Source organism: Providencia sp. PROV201 (genome assembly GCF_028479545.1).
GTDB classification, from domain to species: Bacteria; Pseudomonadota; Gammaproteobacteria; order Enterobacterales; family Enterobacteriaceae; genus Providencia; species Providencia huaxiensis.
Genome location: NZ_JAMPNW010000003.1, coordinates 187,874 through 208,010 on the forward strand (window position 1 = coordinate 187,874; position 20,137 = coordinate 208,010).

General features: G+C 40.2%; 13 protein-coding genes and 1 tRNA gene. 10 read left to right on the plus strand and 4 right to left on the minus strand.

What is annotated here, in order from left to right; genetic code table 11:
* The first annotated feature begins 15 nt into the window (after window positions 1-15).
* The 8 genes from PR809_RS04175 (at window position 16) to PR809_RS04210 (ending at window position 13,230) form a co-directional block, all read left to right on the plus strand.
* Window positions 16-933 carry a restriction endonuclease gene (locus PR809_RS04175; protein ID WP_137019313.1) on the plus strand — a complete coding sequence of 306 codons (918 nt, stop codon included), beginning with the start codon at window positions 16-18 and terminating at the stop codon, window positions 931-933.
* 430 nt (window positions 934-1,363) lie between these two features.
* Complete coding sequence (locus PR809_RS04180) at window positions 1,364-1,579, plus strand: helix-turn-helix domain-containing protein (protein ID WP_137019315.1); 216 nt, start codon at window positions 1,364-1,366, stop codon at window positions 1,577-1,579.
* A gap of 21 nt (window positions 1,580-1,600) precedes the next feature.
* A complete protein-coding gene (hsdR, locus tag PR809_RS04185; RefSeq protein WP_137019317.1) occupies window positions 1,601-5,122 on the plus strand; it encodes a type I restriction-modification system endonuclease in 3,522 nt (1,173 codons plus the stop codon).
* Window positions 5,123-5,158: 36 nt separating this feature from the next.
* A complete protein-coding gene (locus PR809_RS04190) occupies window positions 5,159-6,799 on the plus strand; it encodes a class I SAM-dependent DNA methyltransferase (RefSeq protein ID WP_137019319.1) in 1,641 nt (546 codons plus the stop codon).
* Window positions 6,799-8,136: a restriction endonuclease subunit S gene (locus PR809_RS04195; RefSeq protein WP_272524452.1), complete on the plus strand. Its 1,338-nt coding sequence runs from the start codon at window positions 6,799-6,801 to the stop codon at window positions 8,134-8,136. The genes PR809_RS04190 and PR809_RS04195 overlap by 1 nt, the downstream gene beginning before the upstream one ends.
* Window positions 8,136-9,851 (plus strand): AAA family ATPase, encoded by a 1,716-nt coding sequence (locus PR809_RS04200; protein ID WP_137019323.1) that lies wholly within the window; start codon window positions 8,136-8,138, stop codon window positions 9,849-9,851. Before PR809_RS04195 ends, PR809_RS04200 begins: the two co-directional genes overlap by 1 nt.
* On the plus strand, window positions 9,851-10,975 hold the full coding sequence (locus tag PR809_RS04205) for a hypothetical protein (RefSeq protein WP_137019325.1): 1,125 nt from the start codon (window positions 9,851-9,853) through the stop codon (window positions 10,973-10,975). The genes PR809_RS04200 and PR809_RS04205 overlap by 1 nt, the downstream gene beginning before the upstream one ends.
* A 236-nt stretch (window positions 10,976-11,211) precedes the next feature.
* Window positions 11,212-13,230 carry an ATP-binding protein gene (locus PR809_RS04210; RefSeq protein ID WP_137019336.1) on the plus strand — a complete coding sequence of 673 codons (2,019 nt, stop codon included), beginning with the start codon at window positions 11,212-11,214 and terminating at the stop codon, window positions 13,228-13,230.
* A 423-nt stretch (window positions 13,231-13,653) separates the two neighbouring features.
* Here the strand turns inward: PR809_RS04210 and PR809_RS04220 are convergent, their stop codons facing one another.
* Both PR809_RS04220 and PR809_RS04225 read right to left on the minus strand, forming a co-directional pair.
* Window positions 13,654-14,919: a tyrosine-type recombinase/integrase gene (locus PR809_RS04220; RefSeq protein WP_181488751.1), complete on the minus strand. Its 1,266-nt coding sequence runs from the start codon at window positions 14,917-14,919 to the stop codon at window positions 13,654-13,656.
* A gap of 317 nt (window positions 14,920-15,236) precedes the next feature.
* Window positions 15,237-15,321 (minus strand) — tRNA-Leu (locus PR809_RS04225).
* 414 nt (window positions 15,322-15,735) lie between these two features.
* Between PR809_RS04225 and ampH the strand changes: the two genes are divergently transcribed.
* Together ampH and PR809_RS04235 are read left to right on the plus strand one after the other, a co-directional pair.
* Window positions 15,736-16,959, plus strand: coding sequence for a D-alanyl-D-alanine-carboxypeptidase/endopeptidase AmpH (gene ampH, locus PR809_RS04230; RefSeq protein ID WP_166264056.1), 1,224 nt, complete (start codon window positions 15,736-15,738; stop codon window positions 16,957-16,959).
* A 369-nt stretch (window positions 16,960-17,328) separates the two neighbouring features.
* A complete protein-coding gene (locus tag PR809_RS04235; RefSeq protein ID WP_102138166.1) occupies window positions 17,329-17,775 on the plus strand; it encodes a hypothetical protein in 447 nt (148 codons plus the stop codon).
* 55 nt (window positions 17,776-17,830) lie between these two features.
* On the opposite strand, the gene lptG is transcribed toward PR809_RS04235, so the two are convergent.
* Together lptG and lptF are read right to left on the minus strand one after the other, a co-directional pair.
* Entirely contained in the window at window positions 17,831-18,907 is a 1,077-nt protein-coding gene (lptG, locus tag PR809_RS04240) for an LPS export ABC transporter permease LptG (protein WP_166264052.1), read from the minus strand.
* Entirely contained in the window at window positions 18,907-20,004 is a 1,098-nt protein-coding gene (gene lptF / locus PR809_RS04245) for an LPS export ABC transporter permease LptF (protein ID WP_102138168.1), read from the minus strand. The genes lptG and lptF overlap by 1 nt, the downstream gene beginning before the upstream one ends.
* Between the last annotated feature and the right edge of the window lie 133 nt (window positions 20,005-20,137).

The following is a 20,137-nucleotide window of genomic DNA, read 5'->3' on the forward strand; positions in this document are numbered from 1 at the left end:
GTTAAAAGGTGATAAATGATACCTAACTACCAAACCTTTATGCGCCCGTTTTTAGAAATTGTAGGTGCTGCTGGTGGAAAAGAAGTTAAACTTCGCGATGTCATCAATCAATTATCTGATAAATTTCAACTCACTGATGCTGAACGGGAAGAACGTCTACCTAGTGGTAAACAAACTGTTTTAGATAATCGTATAGGTTGGGCTAGAACTTATTTGACTAAAGCTGGATTACTTGAAGTTACACGCCGTGCACATTTTGTCTTAACGGAAAGAGGACAATTGGCAGTTAACGACCCTAACATTATCGTAGATAATAATTACCTAAAACAGTTCGATGAGTTCATTGCATTTAAAGGTCAAGATAATGGGCGAGCAAAATTAACTCAATCTGATGATAAAAATATTGAAGAAATAACTCCAGATGAAGTTCTCCGTAAGGCTTACATACAAATCAATGACACTCTAGCATCAGAAATTCTTACTCGTACTCGTAAAGTTAGTCCTGCCTTTTTTGAACAACTACTTATTGATTTATTACTTGCTATGGGATATGGCGGCACCAATGAAGGAATGGCTCATACTCTAGGCAAAAGTGGTGATAACGGTGTTGATGGAGTCATTAGTCAAGATCCATTAGGTGTAGATCAAGTCTATATACAAGCTAAGCGTTACGCTGAAGGAAATAATGTCAGTTCAGGAGATATCCGTGATTTCTTCGGTTCCCTTAACCTCAAGAAAGCACAGAAAGGCATATTTGTCACTACATCTGACTTCACTCAATCAGCAATACAAACTGCAAAAAACTTAGGCATGCGTATCGTCCTTATCAATGGGCAAGAATTAGCGAAATTGATGCTTCGCTATAATATCGGCAGTCGTGACGAACAAATCCTGTACTTGAAACGTATCGATGAGGAATTTTTTGAAGGATAAAATGTGATGGTAAATTTTAGTAATTTTGAATTTTTAAGAAAACACCAAGAATGGCTATTCAAATTAGCATAATGTCATAACCTACTACATACCCTCTGATGCGAGAGAGTATGCAACTTGGGCAACACTTGTTTACCAACAAACTGACGTTGCTCTGTTGGTAATGATTGAAAAAAAATTTTCCGTTGGATAATTGGCAGATAAATGATGAGCTGAGGGAGTGAAAAAATAATAGATGAAATGTGTTGTTTGGGTAATAAGAAAATTTATCTATCCTCCCTCCTTGAATATTCTCTTTAGTCCAAATAATTAAAAATGAGAGTTTAAGCTAAAAAATATAATTTAAAATTACAAATTACCACGTTAATTAGCAATTTGTGATATACTTATACTCTTCCTATATTTGAACTATTCAGCAAGAGCCGCAACCATGATCCGCTGCCACCTAGCCCGCATGATGGGTGAACATAAGCTACGCATTGCAGATGTCGCCAGAGAGACGGGGCTTAGTCGCGCTACAGTAACATTACTCTATAAAGAGACTGCTCAAAAAGTGGATCTGGAAGCACTTGATAAATTGTGTCAACTATTCGACTGCCAATTGAGTGACCTGTTAGAACGAATCCCAAATGACACTGGCCAATAAGTAAAGTGGAGTTTCTGTATTATGATTTTCCCCAATCAAACCAGCAACTTTGAATTCCTTGCTGAACATGATCCATTATTTGTCGAGCTAGCCCGCTCTGCAGAACAAACATTTTCTAGTGACCCTAACACAACACTCATTAAACTTCGTCAGCTGGGAGAAGCACTAGCTCAACATATTGCAGCTTTGGCTGGAATACCTTTCGATGCACAAACTACACAAGCCGACCTACTCTATAAAATACATCGTGAGCTGAAACTAGAACCTGTTGTAAGGGAACTATTTCATACTCTGCGCATAGAAGGTAATAAGGCTACTCACCAGTTCAAGACTCAGCACCGGGAAGCTATTAATGGCTTAATCATCGCTCGCAAACTAGCTATCTGGTTTCATCAGTCTTTTGGTAAAATGGGAACCCAATTCAAACCTGGCCCGTTCCATCCCCCAATAGATCCCAGCGAACAGCTACGTAATTTACAAAATGAAATCACACGCCTCAAAAATGAATTACAACAAGCCAACATCGACCTTGGTTCAAGCCAACAGCTTAACGAGCTCATCGCTCAAGAAAAAAATGAGTATGAAGCTCTTGCTCACGCAATGGATGCAGAATCACGTGAATTAGCACAGCAAGCGGCAGATCATGAACAAGCTCTGAATCAACAACGACAAGACTATGAAACAAAAATCAAGGCACTTCTCGCTCAATTAGCAAGCCAAGATCAAAAAGTCCAGGCCTCACAACGACAACAGCTCAACCGTAATGCATATGCTGCAACTCAACATATTGTCTTAGATGAATCCTTAACTCGGATTCTTATTGACCAGCAATTAACAGAAGCTGGCTGGGAAGCTGATAGCGAAGCTCTTACCTTTCAAAAAGGTACTCGTCCTGAAAAAGGAAAAAACATTGCCATAGCCGAATGGCCAACCAATCATAAGAACGAAAAAGGTCGAGCTGACTACGTGCTATTTTCAGGTCTCACACCAATCGCAATAGTGGAAGCGAAAAAAGAAAATACTAATGTCGCAGGGAAAATCTCTCAAGCCGAACGCTACAGTAAAGGCTTTAACATAACAGCCCCTATGCAAGGCGCATGGGAACTAGCTGGAGAAACTATTGCTTGGCCAGATGAGAGTGATAGCCACTATATAGTTCCATTTGTATACTCCTGTAATGGACGTCCCTATGTACCGCAGTTAGCCGAGCAATCAGGTACATGGTTTCGAGATGTACGCGATTCCGCTAATACTAAGCGCGCATTACCAGGTTTCCATACACCAGAAGGCCTCATTGACCAGCTTAAACGTAGTAAAGATGCCGCTCAGCAAAAACTTAAGACAGAGCCATTTGGTTATCTTAAACTACGTGATTATCAACAAAAAGCCATTATCGCAGTGGAAAATACATTAGCTAAAGAAATACGTAGTGCATTATTGGCTATGGCAACCGGAACAGGTAAAACACGAACTATCATTGGCTTAATGTATCGTTTTCTAAAAACTGAACGATTCAAGCGTATTTTATTTTTAGTTGATCGCACAGCTCTTGGGCAACAAGCGATTGATGCCTTTAACGAAGCACCGTTAGAACAAAACCATACATTATCAAAAATTTATAATATTGCTGAGCTTAGTGATATGGCAACAGAAGCCGAAACTCGTATTCAGGTTGCGACAGTACAAGCCATGGTTCATCGTATTTTTATAAGCGATACTCCACCACCAGTTGATCTATTTGATTGCATCATTATCGATGAAGCTCATAGGGGTTATACTCTAGACCAAGAGATGACTGATGGTGAGCTATCCACGCGTGATACCAGCCAATATCTTTCCAGCTATCGCCGAGTACTGGAATATTTTGACGCAGTCAAAATAGCCTTAACAGCCACACCCGCAAAACATACTAGCGAGATTTTTGGTAAGCCCGTTTACACTTACTCCTACCGTGAAGCTGTCGCAGATGACTGGCTGATTGACCACGAACCTCCAATCCGCTATGAAACACTACTCACCCAGAATGGTATTACTTTTGCCAAAGGTGAAAAAGTCAGTGCAATCAATACTCAAACGGGTGAAGTACAGTGTGCGGAACTGGATGATGAACTCAATTTCGAGGTAGATGCTTTCAACCGGCGAGTGATTAACGAAAACTTTAATCGAGTTATCTGTGAGCAATTGGTTCAAGAGCTTGACCCATTTGGTGATGAGAAAACCCTCATTTTCTGTGCTACAGACCTACACGCTGACATGGTTAAGCGCTTACTGGATGATGAATTCAAAGCGCTGTACAACGGTGAATATAATCAAGCTGCGGTAGCTAAAATCACAGGTCAAAGTGATCAAGTAGACAAACTAATTCGACAATATAAAAATGAACGTTACCCAAATATTGCCATTACTGTCGACCTACTCACTACCGGAATTGACGTACCTAAAATCAGTAACTTGGTGTTTATGCGTCGCGTTAAATCACGAATTTTGTACGAGCAAATGATTGGTCGTGCTACGCGCCGCTGTGATGATATTGGGAAAACTGTATTTCGTATCTACGATCCTGTTGATATATACGCAGCTCTCGCTGACGTCAATACAATGAAACCATTAGTAAAAGATCCTAACATCACACTGGAACAATTGGTTGATGAAATTACCACCCCAGAACTATTGGAACAAGCTTTGATTGCCCCAGGAGATACGCCAGAGCAAAGCCATGCAGATGTTGTTCTTAGTCAACTCAGCCAAAAAGTCATGCGTGTTTTACGTAAAGCAGAGAAAAAAGCGGAAAATAAACCAACGTTAAGACAAAAACTGAACGAGCTACAAGATTTGTGGGGGGTAGAGCCTAAAAATCTACATAAGCACTTACAGGAGCTAGGACCTAAACAAGCAGCAATCTTCATCACTCAACACAGTGGCCTGCTAAACCAATTGGCTGAAGTTAATCATTTACTGGGTAGCGAACGCCAACCTTTGATTTCTGAACACTTTGATGAGCTTCGTGAACGAACACAAAGCTATGGTGTACACCAAAAACCTGAAGACTATTTGGATAGCTTTACTCAATTTATTAAAGAACAGCTCAACCAAAGTGCCGCTCTTTCTGTCATTATCAATAAACCTAGAGATCTTACCCGTGAGCAATTGAAGGAAGTAAAATTATTATTGGATAGTGCGGGTTATTCAGAAGCCAAATTGCAAAGTGCCGTACGTAATCAAACTAACCAAGACATTGCCGCCAGTATTATTGGTCATATCCGCCGAGCTGTCCTAAGGGAACCACTAATCCCCTTTAACCAACGAGTAGCGCAAGCAATGCAACGTATTTATCAAAGCCATAGTTGGAGCCCTGCACAGCGTAAATGGCTCGATCGTTTAGCAAAACAACTAGTACACGAAGTTATCATTGACCATGAGTTCGTGAACAATCGTTTTTCTGAGCAAGGTGGTGCTAAGCAATTTGACAAGATACTCGGTAATCAACTTAATACCGTATTAAATGAGCTCAGTGATGCCATTTGGCCACAGAAAATAGCCTAAGCTCAATAGACATAAAAATTTAATGAAGAGACAATTATGACCAACAACGACATCGTTCAAAAACTCTGGAATCTTTGTGACGTACTGCGTGACGATGGAATCAACTACAGTGATTATGTAACCGAATTGGTACTTTTACTATTTGTTAAAATGGTGCACGAAAATACAGAAGCAGGGACATTAAAAAAACATCCGTTACCAGAGGGATGCCGTTGGACCGATATCAATGCTAAGTCAGGTATTAACCTACTCAATGACTATAAAGCTATGCTATTAGCTTTATCTACAGGTAAGCGTACAGAAGCCGATCCAAACGAGCCAGGTAAAACCATTGAAGTTCAGGTTCACGAAGACCCACTAATTAGTGCTATTTATGCCGATGCACAAACACGCTTGCGTGAACCTCGTCACTTAGAGCAAATGATCAAAACTCTCGACCAAATCGACTGGTTCAGCGCGCAGAAAGACGGCCTAGGTGATTTGTATGAAGGACTTTTAGAGAAGAACGCGAGTGAAACTAAATCGGGTGCTGGCCAGTATTTTACACCTCGTGCATTGATCAACAGCATGGTGCGTTGTATCAAACCTCAAGTTGGAGAAATAATACAAGACCCAGCGGCAGGTACAGCTGGATTCTTGGTTGCGGCAGATCTCTACATGCGTGAACAAACCGATGACTATATGGATTTAAGCGCGAAAGACGCCGATTTTCAAAAAAACAAAGCCTTTGTCGGTGTCGAATTGGTCCCCAACACCCGACGTTTAGCCTTAATGAACTGCTTACTCCATAGCATGGAAGGAGATAACGAAGGCGTAGTTCACTTAGGGAATTCCTTAGGTGAGGCAGGTAAGTCATTAAAACAAGCTGATGTTATTTTAGCAAACCCACCTTTTGGTACCAGTAAAGGCGGTGAAGCATCTAATACCCGCGATGACCTCACTTATAAAACCAGCAATAAGCAATTAGCGTTTTTGCAGCACATCTATCGTAACCTTAAACCTGGTGGTCGCGCTGCAGTGGTATTGCCTGATAACGTTTTGTTTGAAGCAGGTGTGGGCACAGATGTACGCCGTGATTTAATGAATAAATGTAATTTACATACCATACTGCGCTTACCTACAGGTATATTTTACGCTCAAGGTGTTAAAACCAACGTTCTGTTTTTCACTAAAGGCTCAGCTAAAAACAAATATCAAGAAGAAAATTGCACTGAGAATGTCTGGGTCTACGATCTACGAACTAATATGCCTAGCTTTGGTAAACGTACTCCGTTTGGTAATTCGGATATTGGCTTTACATCAAAAGAATTTGGCACAGACCCACACCTAGGCGCGTTTGAAAAAGTGTTCGGTGACAACTCAGACGGTACCAGTAAACGAACTGAAGGTGAATATAGCTTCAATGCCCAAGAGATTGACGTCGATAAAGAAACTATAGCAGAAAACCAAGGTGTCGATGACCGTCTAGCCTATTCACGTTGGCGCTGTTTTAGCCGCGAGTGGATTTCCAAAACTAAAGATGATTCACTGGATATTAGCTGGCTAAAAGATAAAAACAGTGTGGATGCAGAGGACTTGCCTGAACCAAGTATATTAGCACAAAAAACGAAAGAAGAATTGGAAGCCGCACTATGTGAGCTGGAAGGGCTATTGGCTGCGTTGGGAGGAATTGAGTAATGGCAAAAATTTTTCCAAATGATTGGGTTTCCACAAAATTAGAAATAGTCGTTGAAATTCTTGATGCTATGCGAATCCCTGTCAATAACAATGAGCGTCAGTCTAGAATAGAAGGAAAACTTGCTAGTGAGCTTTTCCCATATTATGGTGCTACTGGTGAAGTAGGGAAAATTGATGGGTATCTTTTTAATGAAGAATTAGTTGCACTCGGTGAAGATGGTGTTCCATTTTTCGACCATTTAAAAACTAAAGCATATTTGCTGACAGGGAAAACCTGGGTAAATAATCACGCCCACGTTTTAAAAGGTTGGCCAAATGGCTTAAACAACAAATTACTTCTCCACTACTTAAACCAATTTGACTATCAAGGTTATGTCAATGGAGGAACCCGGCTAAAGCTTACTCAGGCTAATATGCGAACAATACCAGTTCCACTTCCCCCTCTAGCTGAACAAAAAAGTATCGTTGATAAACTCAATACCCTCTTAACCAAGGTAGAACAAACCAAAACTCGTCTCGAACGTATTTCTGAGCTTTTGAATACTTTTCGCCAATCTGTTCTATCCGCAGCAGTGAGTGGGAAATTAGTTTCAGTAGACAATCCCATTACAGTTACAGTTGGAGAAATAGCCACTGATATACGGTATGGAACCTCTAAAAAATGTGACTACAATGGCGGGCAAACCCCTGTTATAAGAATTCCAAACATTAGTGACAGAAAACTAAATACCTCAGATCTAAAGTATGCTGATTTTACAGAAAAAGAGCTGAAAACTTTAGCTCTAAAAGCTGGAGATATACTAGTAATTAGATCGAATGGAAGCCTTGATTTAGTAGCAAAACCCGCATTAGTTGAGCAAAAATATGAAGGTTTTTTATATGCTGGCTATCTAATTCGAATCCGGTGCAATGAGAACAAAATATTACCCAGTTTCCTTTTGAATATAATGAGCTCGAGAGTGGTAAGAGATGTCATAGAAATTGGTTCAAGATCTACGAGTGGTGTAAATAATATAAATTCTAAGGAACTTGCCGCACTCAAGTTTATTTTGCCTTCAATCGAAGAGCAAACCGAAATCGTTCAGTACGTTGAAAAGCTTTTTGACTTTGCTGACAGTATAGAGCAAAAAACCAATGTAGCACTGAATCGTGTGAATAACCTTACTCAATCTATTCTTGCCAAAGCATTCCGTGGCGAACTTACTGCTGACTGGCGTGCTGCTAACCCAGATTTAATTAGTGGTGAAAATAGTGCTGAATCCTTGTTAGAAAAGATTAAATCTGAACGTAAGTCACTGAAACAAGAGAAAAAAGCACGAGAAAGGAAAAATATCTGATGCATTTATTGTCACTAGCCTTAAGAGGACAATATAAGGGATTGAAGAATCAAACTTTTAATTTTGATTCCACCGAAGGAAATATCATTGCCTTTATTGGTTTGAATGGTTCTGGCAAATCTCAGCTATTAGAATTGATTGCTGAAACCTTTGGCTATTTGGAACGTTTTTTACGAAGTGACTTTAAATGTCGTAATTGGTTCTCTAATTTATCAATTGAGCTTCGCTATAACAACCAAGTTTATGATTCGGAAACCCAAACAAATACTTACTCAATCAGTATCGAGCAAAATGGTACTGTGACTATCTATAGTAATGGTGTTTGGTTAGATCTAACGTCTTCTGAAAATGAAAATATAGAAGAACAGATTTTACCTAGCCAGATAATTGGCTATTCATCTGGTTTAAATGAAAACCTACAGCGCGCTTTCATGAAGAACTCGATTCAATATCTGGACGTGATGAATATAAAACGAGCCTGGGAGCAAAGATTACTAGTCATCAATAAAACGAAAAATGAAAAAGGTAAACACCTAACAGAAGCAGATATTGAGTTGATTGACCAACAATACAAGAACGTTTATAGCTATTACCAAGTTCGCTACCCAGCCCTGTTTCCAGCTTTACCCGAATTATCATCACCATCTGATAACATTAATATCGGCTTAAGAGCAACGGCATTACCACGCCTTAAATATTTTGATCAAGACACAACTTCATTAATGTTAGCAAGTATGGGAATGATGTCAGACGAAGAGCAGAAATCCATATGGCAAGGAAAGCAGCGTTTCAATAAGATTCATTCAGTTACGCTTCGTTATGACTTGCGTAAATTTACATATGATGCAAGTGCCCTGTTGGATATGGCAAAATTAATCAATTGTTTAAGTAAAATTCATTCTTCTTCATTTAAAGCATTACCGAGATTAGACAAAACTTCAGAGGAGTTCTTTAACCAATTTGAATTGGACTATTTAGCGGGTGAAATCATGATAGATTTTAGCTGTCATAGTGTGCAAAACATTCTTGAGAGTAGTTTCTTCACTCCGCAAATATTGTTTGAAAAACTCTATCGATTACAACTTTTAGCAGCGCAATATTGGCAAGGTGAGACCAAACATCACCTCAGACAAGATAACTTCAGTGGTACAGTAAGAAGACCACAAAAATGGAAATCACCTATTCATATTCTATCTCTTAAGCTAACGGATGGACAACAGTGTATTGAATTTGATGACTTGTCTGATGGTGAAGCACAATTAATTCAAATTTTATCTATGGCCTCGATATATAAAGATAGCAGAGCTCTATTTTTACTTGATGAACCTGAAACACACTTAAACCCATCCTGGAGAACCTATTTCCATTCATTTGTTGAAAGTGCGATAGGTGTTGATAATGAAAAAAACCAGTTATTTATTTCAACACACTCCCCCTTTATGATTTCATCATTAAAACGAAATAATGTTTATCAGTTTCGTCGAAACGATAACTGCTTAATAGACATGAGAGTAGTCCAAAATGAAACTTACGGCGCATCATTTGATGTATTGATTAAAGATTTATTTGAGCTACGCTCGCTTATATCGCAAGGTGTCATAGACGAAATTCGTAAGCAGTTAAAACAAGGTGATGAACACGCCAAGAATTGGATTGAACAACACCTTGGATTGTCACCAGAAAAAGCCTACTTAATAAGGAAGTTAAGCCAGTAATGTTATTTCGATTAGCAGACAATACTCCGCGATTTGAGGTTTTTAGGCTACTAAATGCAGAACTTCTATATTTTTTAGAGCAAGCTGTAAGCACAAATACGTTTAATAGAACATTGTTTACTACTAGTCACGTAGGACAAGCTTGCTGGGATAACGCAAAAGAAAATGATTCTAGAGCCAAGAATGATTTAACTAGAGATAAATTTGAAAAATTTTTCAATACATTAAATGAAGCAGGCCAGAGTATCAAACAGCGATTATTTGAAATAATGAGGGACAATCAGGATTTACAGACATTTTTTAATACCCCTCAAAGGCGTATACTTAATTTTTTACCTGAACCATGTTTCAAAGCCCTAAAATCGTTGAGCACTCATTTATATTGCTCAACCAAAGATTTGACTTCTATTGTTGAAGCAGCTGAAGACACGAATATCACAGCGCATTTCAATGAATACAGGCAACAAACTATTAATGGCAATATATGCAAGGCTTGTGGTATGAAAGAGTTGGCTTCATTCAGAGCTTGTGTGCCAGATGGTGATCAGTGGCGCGCAGATTACGACCATCAGTTATGCAAGTCAAAGTATCCTATTTTTGCTGTACATCCTGATAATCTCATTCCGCTATGTGATGTTTGCAATCAAGACGCTAAAAAAGCAAAAGACCTATTTGAAGATTCGAATAAAACTGGTCGTATAGCATTCTATCCATACAATGAGGAAGCTAAAGATTTTATTAGAATTCAAATCAATAACCTGTCAGATCCTGAACCTACAATTCAAGTTCAGTGGAATGTGCAAGACACAACGTTACTAAACAAGCTAAATACATGGGATGATATCTACGAAATTTGTAGCCGAGTTGAAGGAAAATTTCGCTCGCTGGAAGCTATCCTTGAAGATGAAATAACTCCAAGAGACCCCACTCATCTTACAAGGAGAATAATAGAAGAAGCCGCCCCTAAAAGTGCAGATACTCTAAAGCGCAAAGAATGGGCATTTTGGTACCAACAACTTTTTTTTGCATTACAGCAAATAGATATATCTCCATTTGTTGCAAAATTGGATTTTATTCAGCAACAAGCTGCTGATGGAGGGGAGTATATCCTTGAGCAAATTTAAGATTGCAATGTTTCTTTAAATAATTTGTGCATTTATAATTACTATACATAACAGTCCAATCAGCACCATTAATCACAGTAAAATACAGCTACAATGAGAAACAATAATCTAATTAATAATATTATATTCACTGTATTTGTTGATTAGAACAATACTAAGTCATATAAGTGGAATATTGCTCACTTACAGGTACACAAATTTTTCAGCAATAGCGATTAAAAGGGAGTGGCTAAGCAGTGAGTTTACAAACAAATTTAAAAGGCCGTTTACGAAACACTTCGCTGCCCAAAAATCACGGTTTAATGCCTGTATTCGAGGCTGTGGTAAACTCCATCCATTCAATTGAAGAGATGAATAATCTTCCTGATGGAAAGATCACTCTCCGCATTAATCGAGCCACGCAAGTTAACTTGGATTTAGATATAAAGTCTCAGCCGCCAATTATCGGATTCACCATAATTGATAATGGCTGTGGTTTTAATGAAATCAACGTTAAGTCATTTAAAACTCTAGATTCCGACCATAAAATTGACAAGGGATGCCGAGGTGTTGGTCGTCTGATGTGGTTAAAGGCATTTGATTTAGTTGAAATAGAAAGCCACTTTTTCGATATTGACAGCAAACTTAAAAAACGCATATTTCGCTTCAATGATAAATCAGGAATTCATGGTGAAAAACTTGTTGAGGCCACATCTCAACAACCAGGTACGATTATTAAACTGATTAATTTTGATGAAAACCTTCGCAAGCATGTTCCTTCAAGAGGTCTGTCTATAGCTAACCAATTATTGGAACATGTACTCTGGTACTTTGTGCGGCAAGGAAGCGCTCCTAAGATTCTTTTAGAGGATTTGGGCGAGATTTTTGACCTTGATAATTTACTCGAAGAACATATGCATGCCAGCGCATTTATCGAAACTATTACAATTCGGGACCATCCGTTTGACTTAACTCATATCAAATTCCGTGCCTCTGTTAATAAAAAACATCAGTTAGCACTCTGTGCTGCTAATCGACTTGTTAAGGAAGAATCTATACAAGGCAAACTTCCTGGTCTCTACGCAAAAATATCTGACTCTTCCGGTGAGTTCACCTATACCTGCTATGTATCTTCCGAATATCTAAATCAACATGTGCGAAGTGAACGAACTTCGTTTGATATTACTGAAGATGTTGAAGACATGCTCAATGAAGTAACTTTCAAAGATATTCGGGAAGCAATATTGGCTCGAACCAAGGAGTACCTTCAAGACGTTCTAACAAAAAATGTATCCGCAGGAAAAGTTAGAGTGGATGATTTCATCGACAACCATGCACCACGCTATCGCCCTATTGCGAATTATGTTCCAGAAGATTTACTGATCGTTGACCCTGAGAAGTCAGATAAAGAACTAGAGTTGCATTTACATGCTCAGTGGTATGAAGTAGAGCGCCAACTGGTGAGCGAAGGCCACGATATCATGCAGCCCCAGAATAAAGAACATGTAGAAGAATATAAGGAGCGACTAAGCGAGTATCTACGCAGAGCTGGGGACCTTAAAAAGTCAGATCTTGCCAATTATGTTTCTCACCGCAAGGTGATTATTGACCTTCTACAAAAATCTATTGAGCGGCTAGAAGACGGAAAATATGCCCGTGAAGATATGATCCATGAACTTATCATGCCTATGCGCAAAGATTCCGGCGAGATTTTCCTTGATTCCTGCAACCTTTGGTTAATTGACGAACGTTTGGCATTTCATAACTATTTAGCTTCGGATAAAACGCTCAACTCGATGCCTATCACTGGCAATAGTTCTACAAAGGAACCTGATTTACTCAGCATGAAAGTATTTGACAACCCACTTCTTGTTAATGACCAAAACAGCTTCCCACTTGCCTCCATTACCGTTGTCGAAATCAAACGGCCAATGCGAAATGATATGCGAGAAGGTGAAGATAAAGATCCTATTGATCAAGCACTCAGTTATTTAGAGCGTATACGTGAAGGGAAGGTAACGACAAAGAATGGCCGCCCAATTCCAGGTAATAATGACATACCTGGCTATTGTTACGTTCTTTGTGACCTCACTGAATCTATGCACCGACGCTGTCGTCGGGGCAATTTGCGGATCACATCTGATGGGATGGGCTATTTCGGTTATAACGAACCTTCCCACGCTTATATCGAAGTGATTAGTTTTGATCAATTGGTGAAAGCTGCAGGAGAGCGTAACCGTGCATTCTTTGACAAACTTGGATTACCATCTGCTTAGGGAGTCCGCTTCACTAATTTTCGATATAAATTGCATGAAATCGCGAATATAACCCATCTTACAAAGCCATCTATACGCATTTACGTACGAATGGCTATTTTAGTTACTTAAAATTCACACTAACCACATTATCCAAGCTCCCCTCCAACTCATCCATGTAATCCGCATACCGCTGCATCATTTATTTGTGTCCATCCACATACTGAACATGGTTATACATGCCACGGTTCGCGTTTTTATCGATATGTGCCAGCTGGGTTTCAACCCATGCTAAATTAAAACCTTTCTCACGATAGTCCCCATCTCGTGGCGAAGACCGTGTCCTGTTAGCCCTCCTTCATACCTAAGCAATTAAATCGCTTTCTTGGCTAACCAGCTTTTGATGAATATCTAGCAAGGTATGCAAAACTGTATCTGCAACCCTCACACTATCTCATTGCCTAATTTCGCAAAACTAAACGGCGAAATTTCCCTCTCCCTATTCGCATCCAGATAATCAGCCCACCACTGCACCATCAGCCTCCGTTCCTCAATATGTTCAGCTCTATGAATATAAGCAGCCCTCACTGAGTTGCGTTCTTGGTGGCTCATTTGCCTTTCTACTGCATCCTTCGACCATAGCCCTGACTCAATCAACGAGCTACACGCCATCGTTCTGAAGCCATGCCCACATACTTCTGTCTTAGTGTCATAGCCCATCACTCGTAATGCGTTGTTTACCGTATTTTCACTCATCGGTTTTCTAGGGTTGTGATCGCCGATAAATATCAATTCATGGTTACCGCTGAATTGATAGATCTGTTTTAAAATCTCAATGGCTTGTCGGCTTAAAGGGACTAAGTGAGGAGTACGCATTTTTGATCCACGATGGGAGTGCTTAACCCCTTCTATCGCTTCGCGTTCAGCAGGGATCGTCCACATGGCATTCTCAAAATCAATTTCATCCCAACGGGCGAAGCGTAGTTCACTGGAACGAATGAAGACTAACAAGGTAAGTTTGACGGCAAGTTTAGTTAAAGGTCTTCCTTTATAATCGTCAATACGTTGTAAGAACTCAGGTAGGCGTTTAAGCTCTAATGCTGCTCTATGAACTCTTTTACCAGTGGCAACTGCACCAGCAATGTCTTGCGCTGGGTTATAGTCAATTAAACCGCTTTGTACGGCATAGCGCATGATGCCTGTTACACGTTGTTGTAAACGCGCCGCCACCTCAAGACGTCCAGACATCTCTACGGCTTTAATCGGTTCGAGTAGATCGCGAGTTTTCAGTTCAGCGATATTACGCTTACCAATAGCAGCAAAGATATTGTCCTCAAGGCTTTTGAGTACTCGATGGCTATGACCTTCTGACCACTTCTTATTTGTTGCATGCCAATCACGAGCAACCTTCTCAAAGGTATTGAACTCTTTTTGCTGCTCTTCCTTTAATTCTTTCTTGAGCTCACGAGGATCGATACCTAAAGCAACTTGCTTTCTAGCGGCATCCCTTCTTTCTCTGGCATCTGCTAAAGAAATTTCAGGGTATACACCAAAAGCCATTAAATGTTGTTTGCCGCCAAAGCGAAAACGGAAGCGCCAATATTTAGAACCATTGGGGTGAATATAAAGAAACAAGCCATCACTGTCTGTCAGTGTATAAGCTTTCTCGTCTGGTTTAGCTGCACGAACTTTCATATCGGTTAATGCCATATTCTTTGTCCTCTTCACCCCAGAGTGAGTATATAAACGAGATATCTCAGATTACAGTTGATGATTTCGAGTGACATAATCAACTATGTACCTACGCCACAGGCTGCGCCTGTATTGCTTTAGCATCGGTAATTCGAGATATAATGAGTATACATTCATTATCGAAGCGGTGTATATACTCAGATGTATACTCACTCGGAGGTTGATGTGGGTTGAGTTAGGTTGACATGCATTGACTGAAAACACGGGGGAAGCCTTGCAAACACTGGATTTCAGATACAAAAAAAGACGTCGGTTGACGTCTCTTGATGTTCTTATGGTGCCGAAGGCCGGACTCGAACCGGCACACCCGAAGGCGGTTGATTTTGAATCAACTGCGTCTACCAATTCCGCCACTCCGGCACGAAGTGATGTGTTTCTTGGAAAACGCTGTCATTATACTTGCCTTATGCCTACTGGCAACACTTATTCGTGAAGATGTTGTTTGTTCGATTAAAAAAAAAGCATATTCCTTAGATTTGATAAAATCACAGGGAAAGCTTCTTTTGTTTATATATCTATTAATGAGTATGTTAACTTTTCCCAAATTATTTTTCTTATCGCGAGGCTCTGTGACTGGCGGCAGGTCATTATTTTTGTTAGTTTATCTGCAATCTAATGTCAATATTTAAGGTTTAATCATGGGTTTTGTTGGGTGGATAGCAACAGGTATCTTTATTGGCATCTTAATTGGTGTCGTCATGAAGATTTTCGCTAAGAAAAAATAATATTGGCTGAAAAGCTATTTGCAAACAATCATATCGGCTGGCTTCCAACATGAAGAAATCATTTCTAAAAGTTCTGTCTGTATCCGCATTATCTTTAGTGTTAATGGCATGTTCAAGTAAGACAGAAAAAGCACCAAAATTTCTGCAAAGTAATGATGTTGAATCCTCAGACTGGCAGGTTTTTGAGGGAGATAGAAGGACTTACGAGCGCGTCGCTAAGATTGTCGATTTATATGCTAATCGCATTTTTAATGAAAGTGATGCGCGAGGCATGGCGATTATTGTTATCGATAATAATCAGGCGCTATCGCGCTATTATGGTGAAACTGCGCCGGGTAATGGTAAAAAACCGGGCCCAAATTCATTAATTCGCATTGCATCAATTACAAAATTAATGACAAGCGAAATATTAATTAAGCTCGAGCAAGATAAGAAACTGTTAATTACTGATCCGTTGCAACAGTACGCCTACCACGGTGTTAATGTTCCTGATAATGCCAGTGGGCAACCTATTCGCTTATATCATTTAGCAAGCCATACCAGTGGGTTACCTCGTGAACAACCCGGTGGGAAATGGGGACGTCCTGTTTTTATTTGGCCAACTCAAGATAACCGCTGGACATGGCTAAAAACTGGCAAGTTAGATGCAACACCGGGTACAGAAGCCTCCTACTCCAACCTTGCATATGATTTACTCGCTGATGCGATGGTTAAAGCGTCAGGGCACTCATACCCACAGTTATTTAGCCATTACGTGACTTCTCCGGCTAAGATGACAAATACCACTTACACGCCAAATAATGCTCAATGTGCCCGTTTAATGGAAGGAACGAAACCAAGCCCTTGCCATAACACACTCGCAGCAGCAGGCAGTGGTGGCGTGTATTCTACCCCTGCAGATATGCAAAAATGGATGCAACAATTTTTATCGACAGACAGTAACTTAAGAAAAGTCACCGCAGCCCGTGAACAAGGTATCTATTTCCCACGTGAAAAGCTTTTAGAAATTAAAGGGATGGATGTTGCAGGCCATGCTGATGGACTCGGCCTTGGGTGGGTGTATATGAAACCTAAAAATGGCACTCCGGGTATTTATCAGAAAACCGGTGGTGGCGGTGGGTTTAATACCTATATGGCGATGATACCACAGCAAAACATTGGGGTATTTGTGGTGATGACCCGAAAAGATAGCAGTAAATTCAGTAAATTAACGATTGGCGTTAACGAACTAGTCGCTTCATTGTCTACTAACCATGCGTATGGGAAACATTGAAGGAGTACCGCCGAAGCGTTACAAGCAATGGCGAGTTACACCCCAACCTTAAAACGTGGATTTACCCGTGTTATCACGTTAATTGCGACAACAGCCTGAGATATTCAGGCTGTTGAGGTTGTTGACAAAGCGGGATAAAAGCGTGGTTTTTCCCACTTTGTGTTATCAGCCGAAAATCAATAATTTGATTTTCCTAGTTTATTTTAAAAACCTATTCGACTTGCAGCCAAACATTATATGTTTGGCTGCAGTCTGGACAGCCTGAGATATTCAGGCTGTTTTTAATAAATTTACTATCCATTTTTAAAATCAATTATCTAATCTTCTCGGTAATCTTTTAGCTACTTTATCCACAACCGCAAAGCTAAAATGAGAACTAAAAATTACGCTACATCACCCAGTAGCCATTCCACTCTGGCCCATAAAACAAGTCAATCAGAATTGGCGAGTATCCTAAATGACATTAAAAGCCATAAAGTTAAATATTCCCAACAGATAGAAGATAAATCAATTAACCCTCAATTTACCTGTAAGTATTTAGGCGATTTTGAAATGCAGGCTATCCGAGCTTATCGGCAAGAAGAGAGGCGAATTTATCGTGAAAAATGTCAGAAAGCGTTTAAATTCAAAACCCATAATAGCCTATGCGGGGGAATGTTTTCTCTTGCTCAACAACTAGCTAATCGCAGTGGCGAAAATATTTTAGCTATTATTGATAACCCAGCAAATACATCTATCGTCAGGAAAAAGTTATTCCAACCACAAACTGGGTTATTAACCTATATCAGCGCTCTAGGTTACGCACTGTTTGGCTAAAAAAAACGGTAGATTTTCAATTTACTACCGTTTTTTATTTTTCATTGGCCTACCGTTATTTTCGCTTAACTAGCAAAACAATACTCACTATCAAAAATAGCAGGCTCGGTAAAACAGCAGCAATGATAGGGGGAACCGAATAGACTAAACTCCAGTTACCAAACCCTTGGTTAAGTACGTAGAAGAGGAACCCCCCCACGATACCTGAAATAACACGAACACCCATAGGAACGGTACGCAGTGGCCCAAAAATAAATGAAACTGCCATTAGCATCATGACGGCTGCGGATAATGGCGCGAGTATTTTTTTCCACATACTAAGCTCATAAACAGCAGCCACTTGGCCACTCTCTTTTAAATACGAGACATATTGATACAAGCCGCGAATGGATAGCGAGTCAGCATTCAGTGAAACTATTCCCAGTTTTTCTGGGGTCAGATTAGTTTTCCAATCTACTGTTAGTCGCTGTGAACCTGTGATTTTTTTCTCACTACTTAAAATTGACTCATCCACTTGAGATAGCACCCAAAGTTGATTTGTTGAGTCGTATTCGCCATTTGCGGCAAACATAACTGACTTCAACTTACGTTGATCATCAAAGCGATAAACCGATACATCTTGAATCGAGGTCGCATTATTAATCCGCTGAATATGGATAAAGTCATTGGCATCTTTTGCCCACATCCCCTCATCTGTCACCACTAATGAGTTACCCACAATTTTTTCTGCACGATAGTTTCTTGCCCACTGCTCTCCCGCAGGCGCAATCCACTCACCGATAAACATCGCAACAATGACCAATGGAACAGCCGTTTTCATCACAGATAATGCAATTTGTAAACGGGTAAAGCCGGAAGCTTGCATGACCACCAGCTCACTACGTGAAGCCAGTGCGCCTAACCCCATTAGTGCTCCCAACAATGCCGCCATTGGGAAGAAAATATCAATATCTTTTGGGACAGTTAATAAGGTGAATACACCTGCACTCAATGCCGTGTAGTCGCCATCGCCCACTTTGCGAAGCTGCTCGACAAATTTAATGATCCCTGCCAGTGAAACGAGCAGAAATAGCGTCACTAAAATCGAATTTAAGATGGTTCGACCGATATACCTATCTAAAACACCAAACATCAGGCAACCCCTTTACTCAATTTAAGACGCATACGGCGCATTGGGACAGTATTCCACGCATTTAAAACTATCGCTAATATCAAATACCCCACATTTACCGCCCACATGGTATACCTTGGGTCGAGGTCGCCTTTATCGGCACTATTCCGCAATGTGCTCTGTAATAGAAAGAAAATAAGGTACAGCAGCATCGCAGGAAGCATACTCAACACCCGCCCCTGACGTGGGTTAACCTCGCTTAACGGCACAACCATCAAAGCCATGACAACAACAGAGAAAACAATCGTTAAACGCCAATGGAACTCCGCGTTTACTTCAGGCGTATTTTCAGACCACAGTTGCAACATATTTTTTTGCTCGACTCGGTCACTACGCGTTTCTGCAGTTTGGTGATCAACAATGGCTTGGTAATTAACAAAGTCCGTTATGCGAAAATCGCGCAGTAGCGCTGTTCCTTCATAACGAGTTCCTTCATTTAGAACAACGACTTGACGGCCATCAGGGTCTTCTTTCATATAGCCGCTATCAGCTACCACAACAGAAGGTCGTTGTTCATTTGCAGCACGTAACTGAGCAAGAAAAACGTTCTTGAAGTTATTCCCTTTTACATCACCGATATACAGCACATAGTTGCCATCTTTAGTGGTTTTAAATTGCCCTTCCACCATGGCTGCTAGCCCAGGATTCGCTTTCGCATCCGCCAATACTTGCTCTTGATATTGAGATGACCATGGCAGCATCCATGTAATGTTAGCAACTGCGACCATCGCGGTAATCACCGCAAGGACTAACGCGGCTTTCACTAAAACACTTTTGCCTAAACCGCAGGCGTGCATTACCGTGATTTCACTTTCAGTATAAAGTTTACTGTAAGTCATCAAAAGCCCAAGGAATAGGCTCAAAGGCAAGATAAGCTGCGCCATTTCAGGCACACCTAACCCCAGCAAAGGAAGTACTAAGTTTGAAGGAATGTTACCCTGAACCGCTGCGCCAAGAATATCTATCGACTTCTGACTAAAAAAGATTAGCATCAATACAAAAAGTATGGCTAACTGACTTTTCAGGGTTTCCCGTACCAAATATCTAATAATGATCACGCTTATTACGCCTGTGAAAACTTGTCTTTTGGGAAGAAAATGGCTAAGTTCGTTCGATGTCTGCCATTTACTAACATATACTCTAGTTTATTGTATGGCTACAATGATATAAAAGCATTCTCTGTACTGATAG

Bases quoted from the DNA above. Each gene is read 5' to 3' on its own strand.
- hsdR (WP_137019317.1), top strand. From the start codon at position 1,601: ATGATTTTCCCCAATCAAACCAGCAACTTTGAATTCCTTGCTGAACAT.
- PR809_RS04205 (WP_137019325.1), top strand. From the start codon at position 9,851: ATGTTATTTCGATTAGCAGACAATACTCCGCGATTTGAGGTTTTTAGG.
- PR809_RS04235 (WP_102138166.1), top strand. From the start codon at position 17,329: ATGAGAACTAAAAATTACGCTACATCACCCAGTAGCCATTCCACTCTG.
- PR809_RS04190 (WP_137019319.1), top strand. From the start codon at position 5,159: ATGACCAACAACGACATCGTTCAAAAACTCTGGAATCTTTGTGACGTA.
- PR809_RS04195 (WP_272524452.1), top strand. From the start codon at position 6,799: ATGGCAAAAATTTTTCCAAATGATTGGGTTTCCACAAAATTAGAAATA.
- PR809_RS04180 (WP_137019315.1), top strand. From the start codon at position 1,364: ATGATCCGCTGCCACCTAGCCCGCATGATGGGTGAACATAAGCTACGC.
- lptG (WP_166264052.1), bottom strand. From the start codon at position 18,907: ATGTTTGGTGTTTTAGATAGGTATATCGGTCGAACCATCTTAAATTCG.
- ampH (WP_166264056.1), top strand. From the start codon at position 15,736: ATGAAGAAATCATTTCTAAAAGTTCTGTCTGTATCCGCATTATCTTTA.
- PR809_RS04200 (WP_137019323.1), top strand. From the start codon at position 8,136: ATGCATTTATTGTCACTAGCCTTAAGAGGACAATATAAGGGATTGAAG.
- PR809_RS04220 (WP_181488751.1), bottom strand. From the start codon at position 14,919: ATGGCATTAACCGATATGAAAGTTCGTGCAGCTAAACCAGACGAGAAA.
- PR809_RS04175 (WP_137019313.1), top strand. From the start codon at position 16: ATGATACCTAACTACCAAACCTTTATGCGCCCGTTTTTAGAAATTGTA.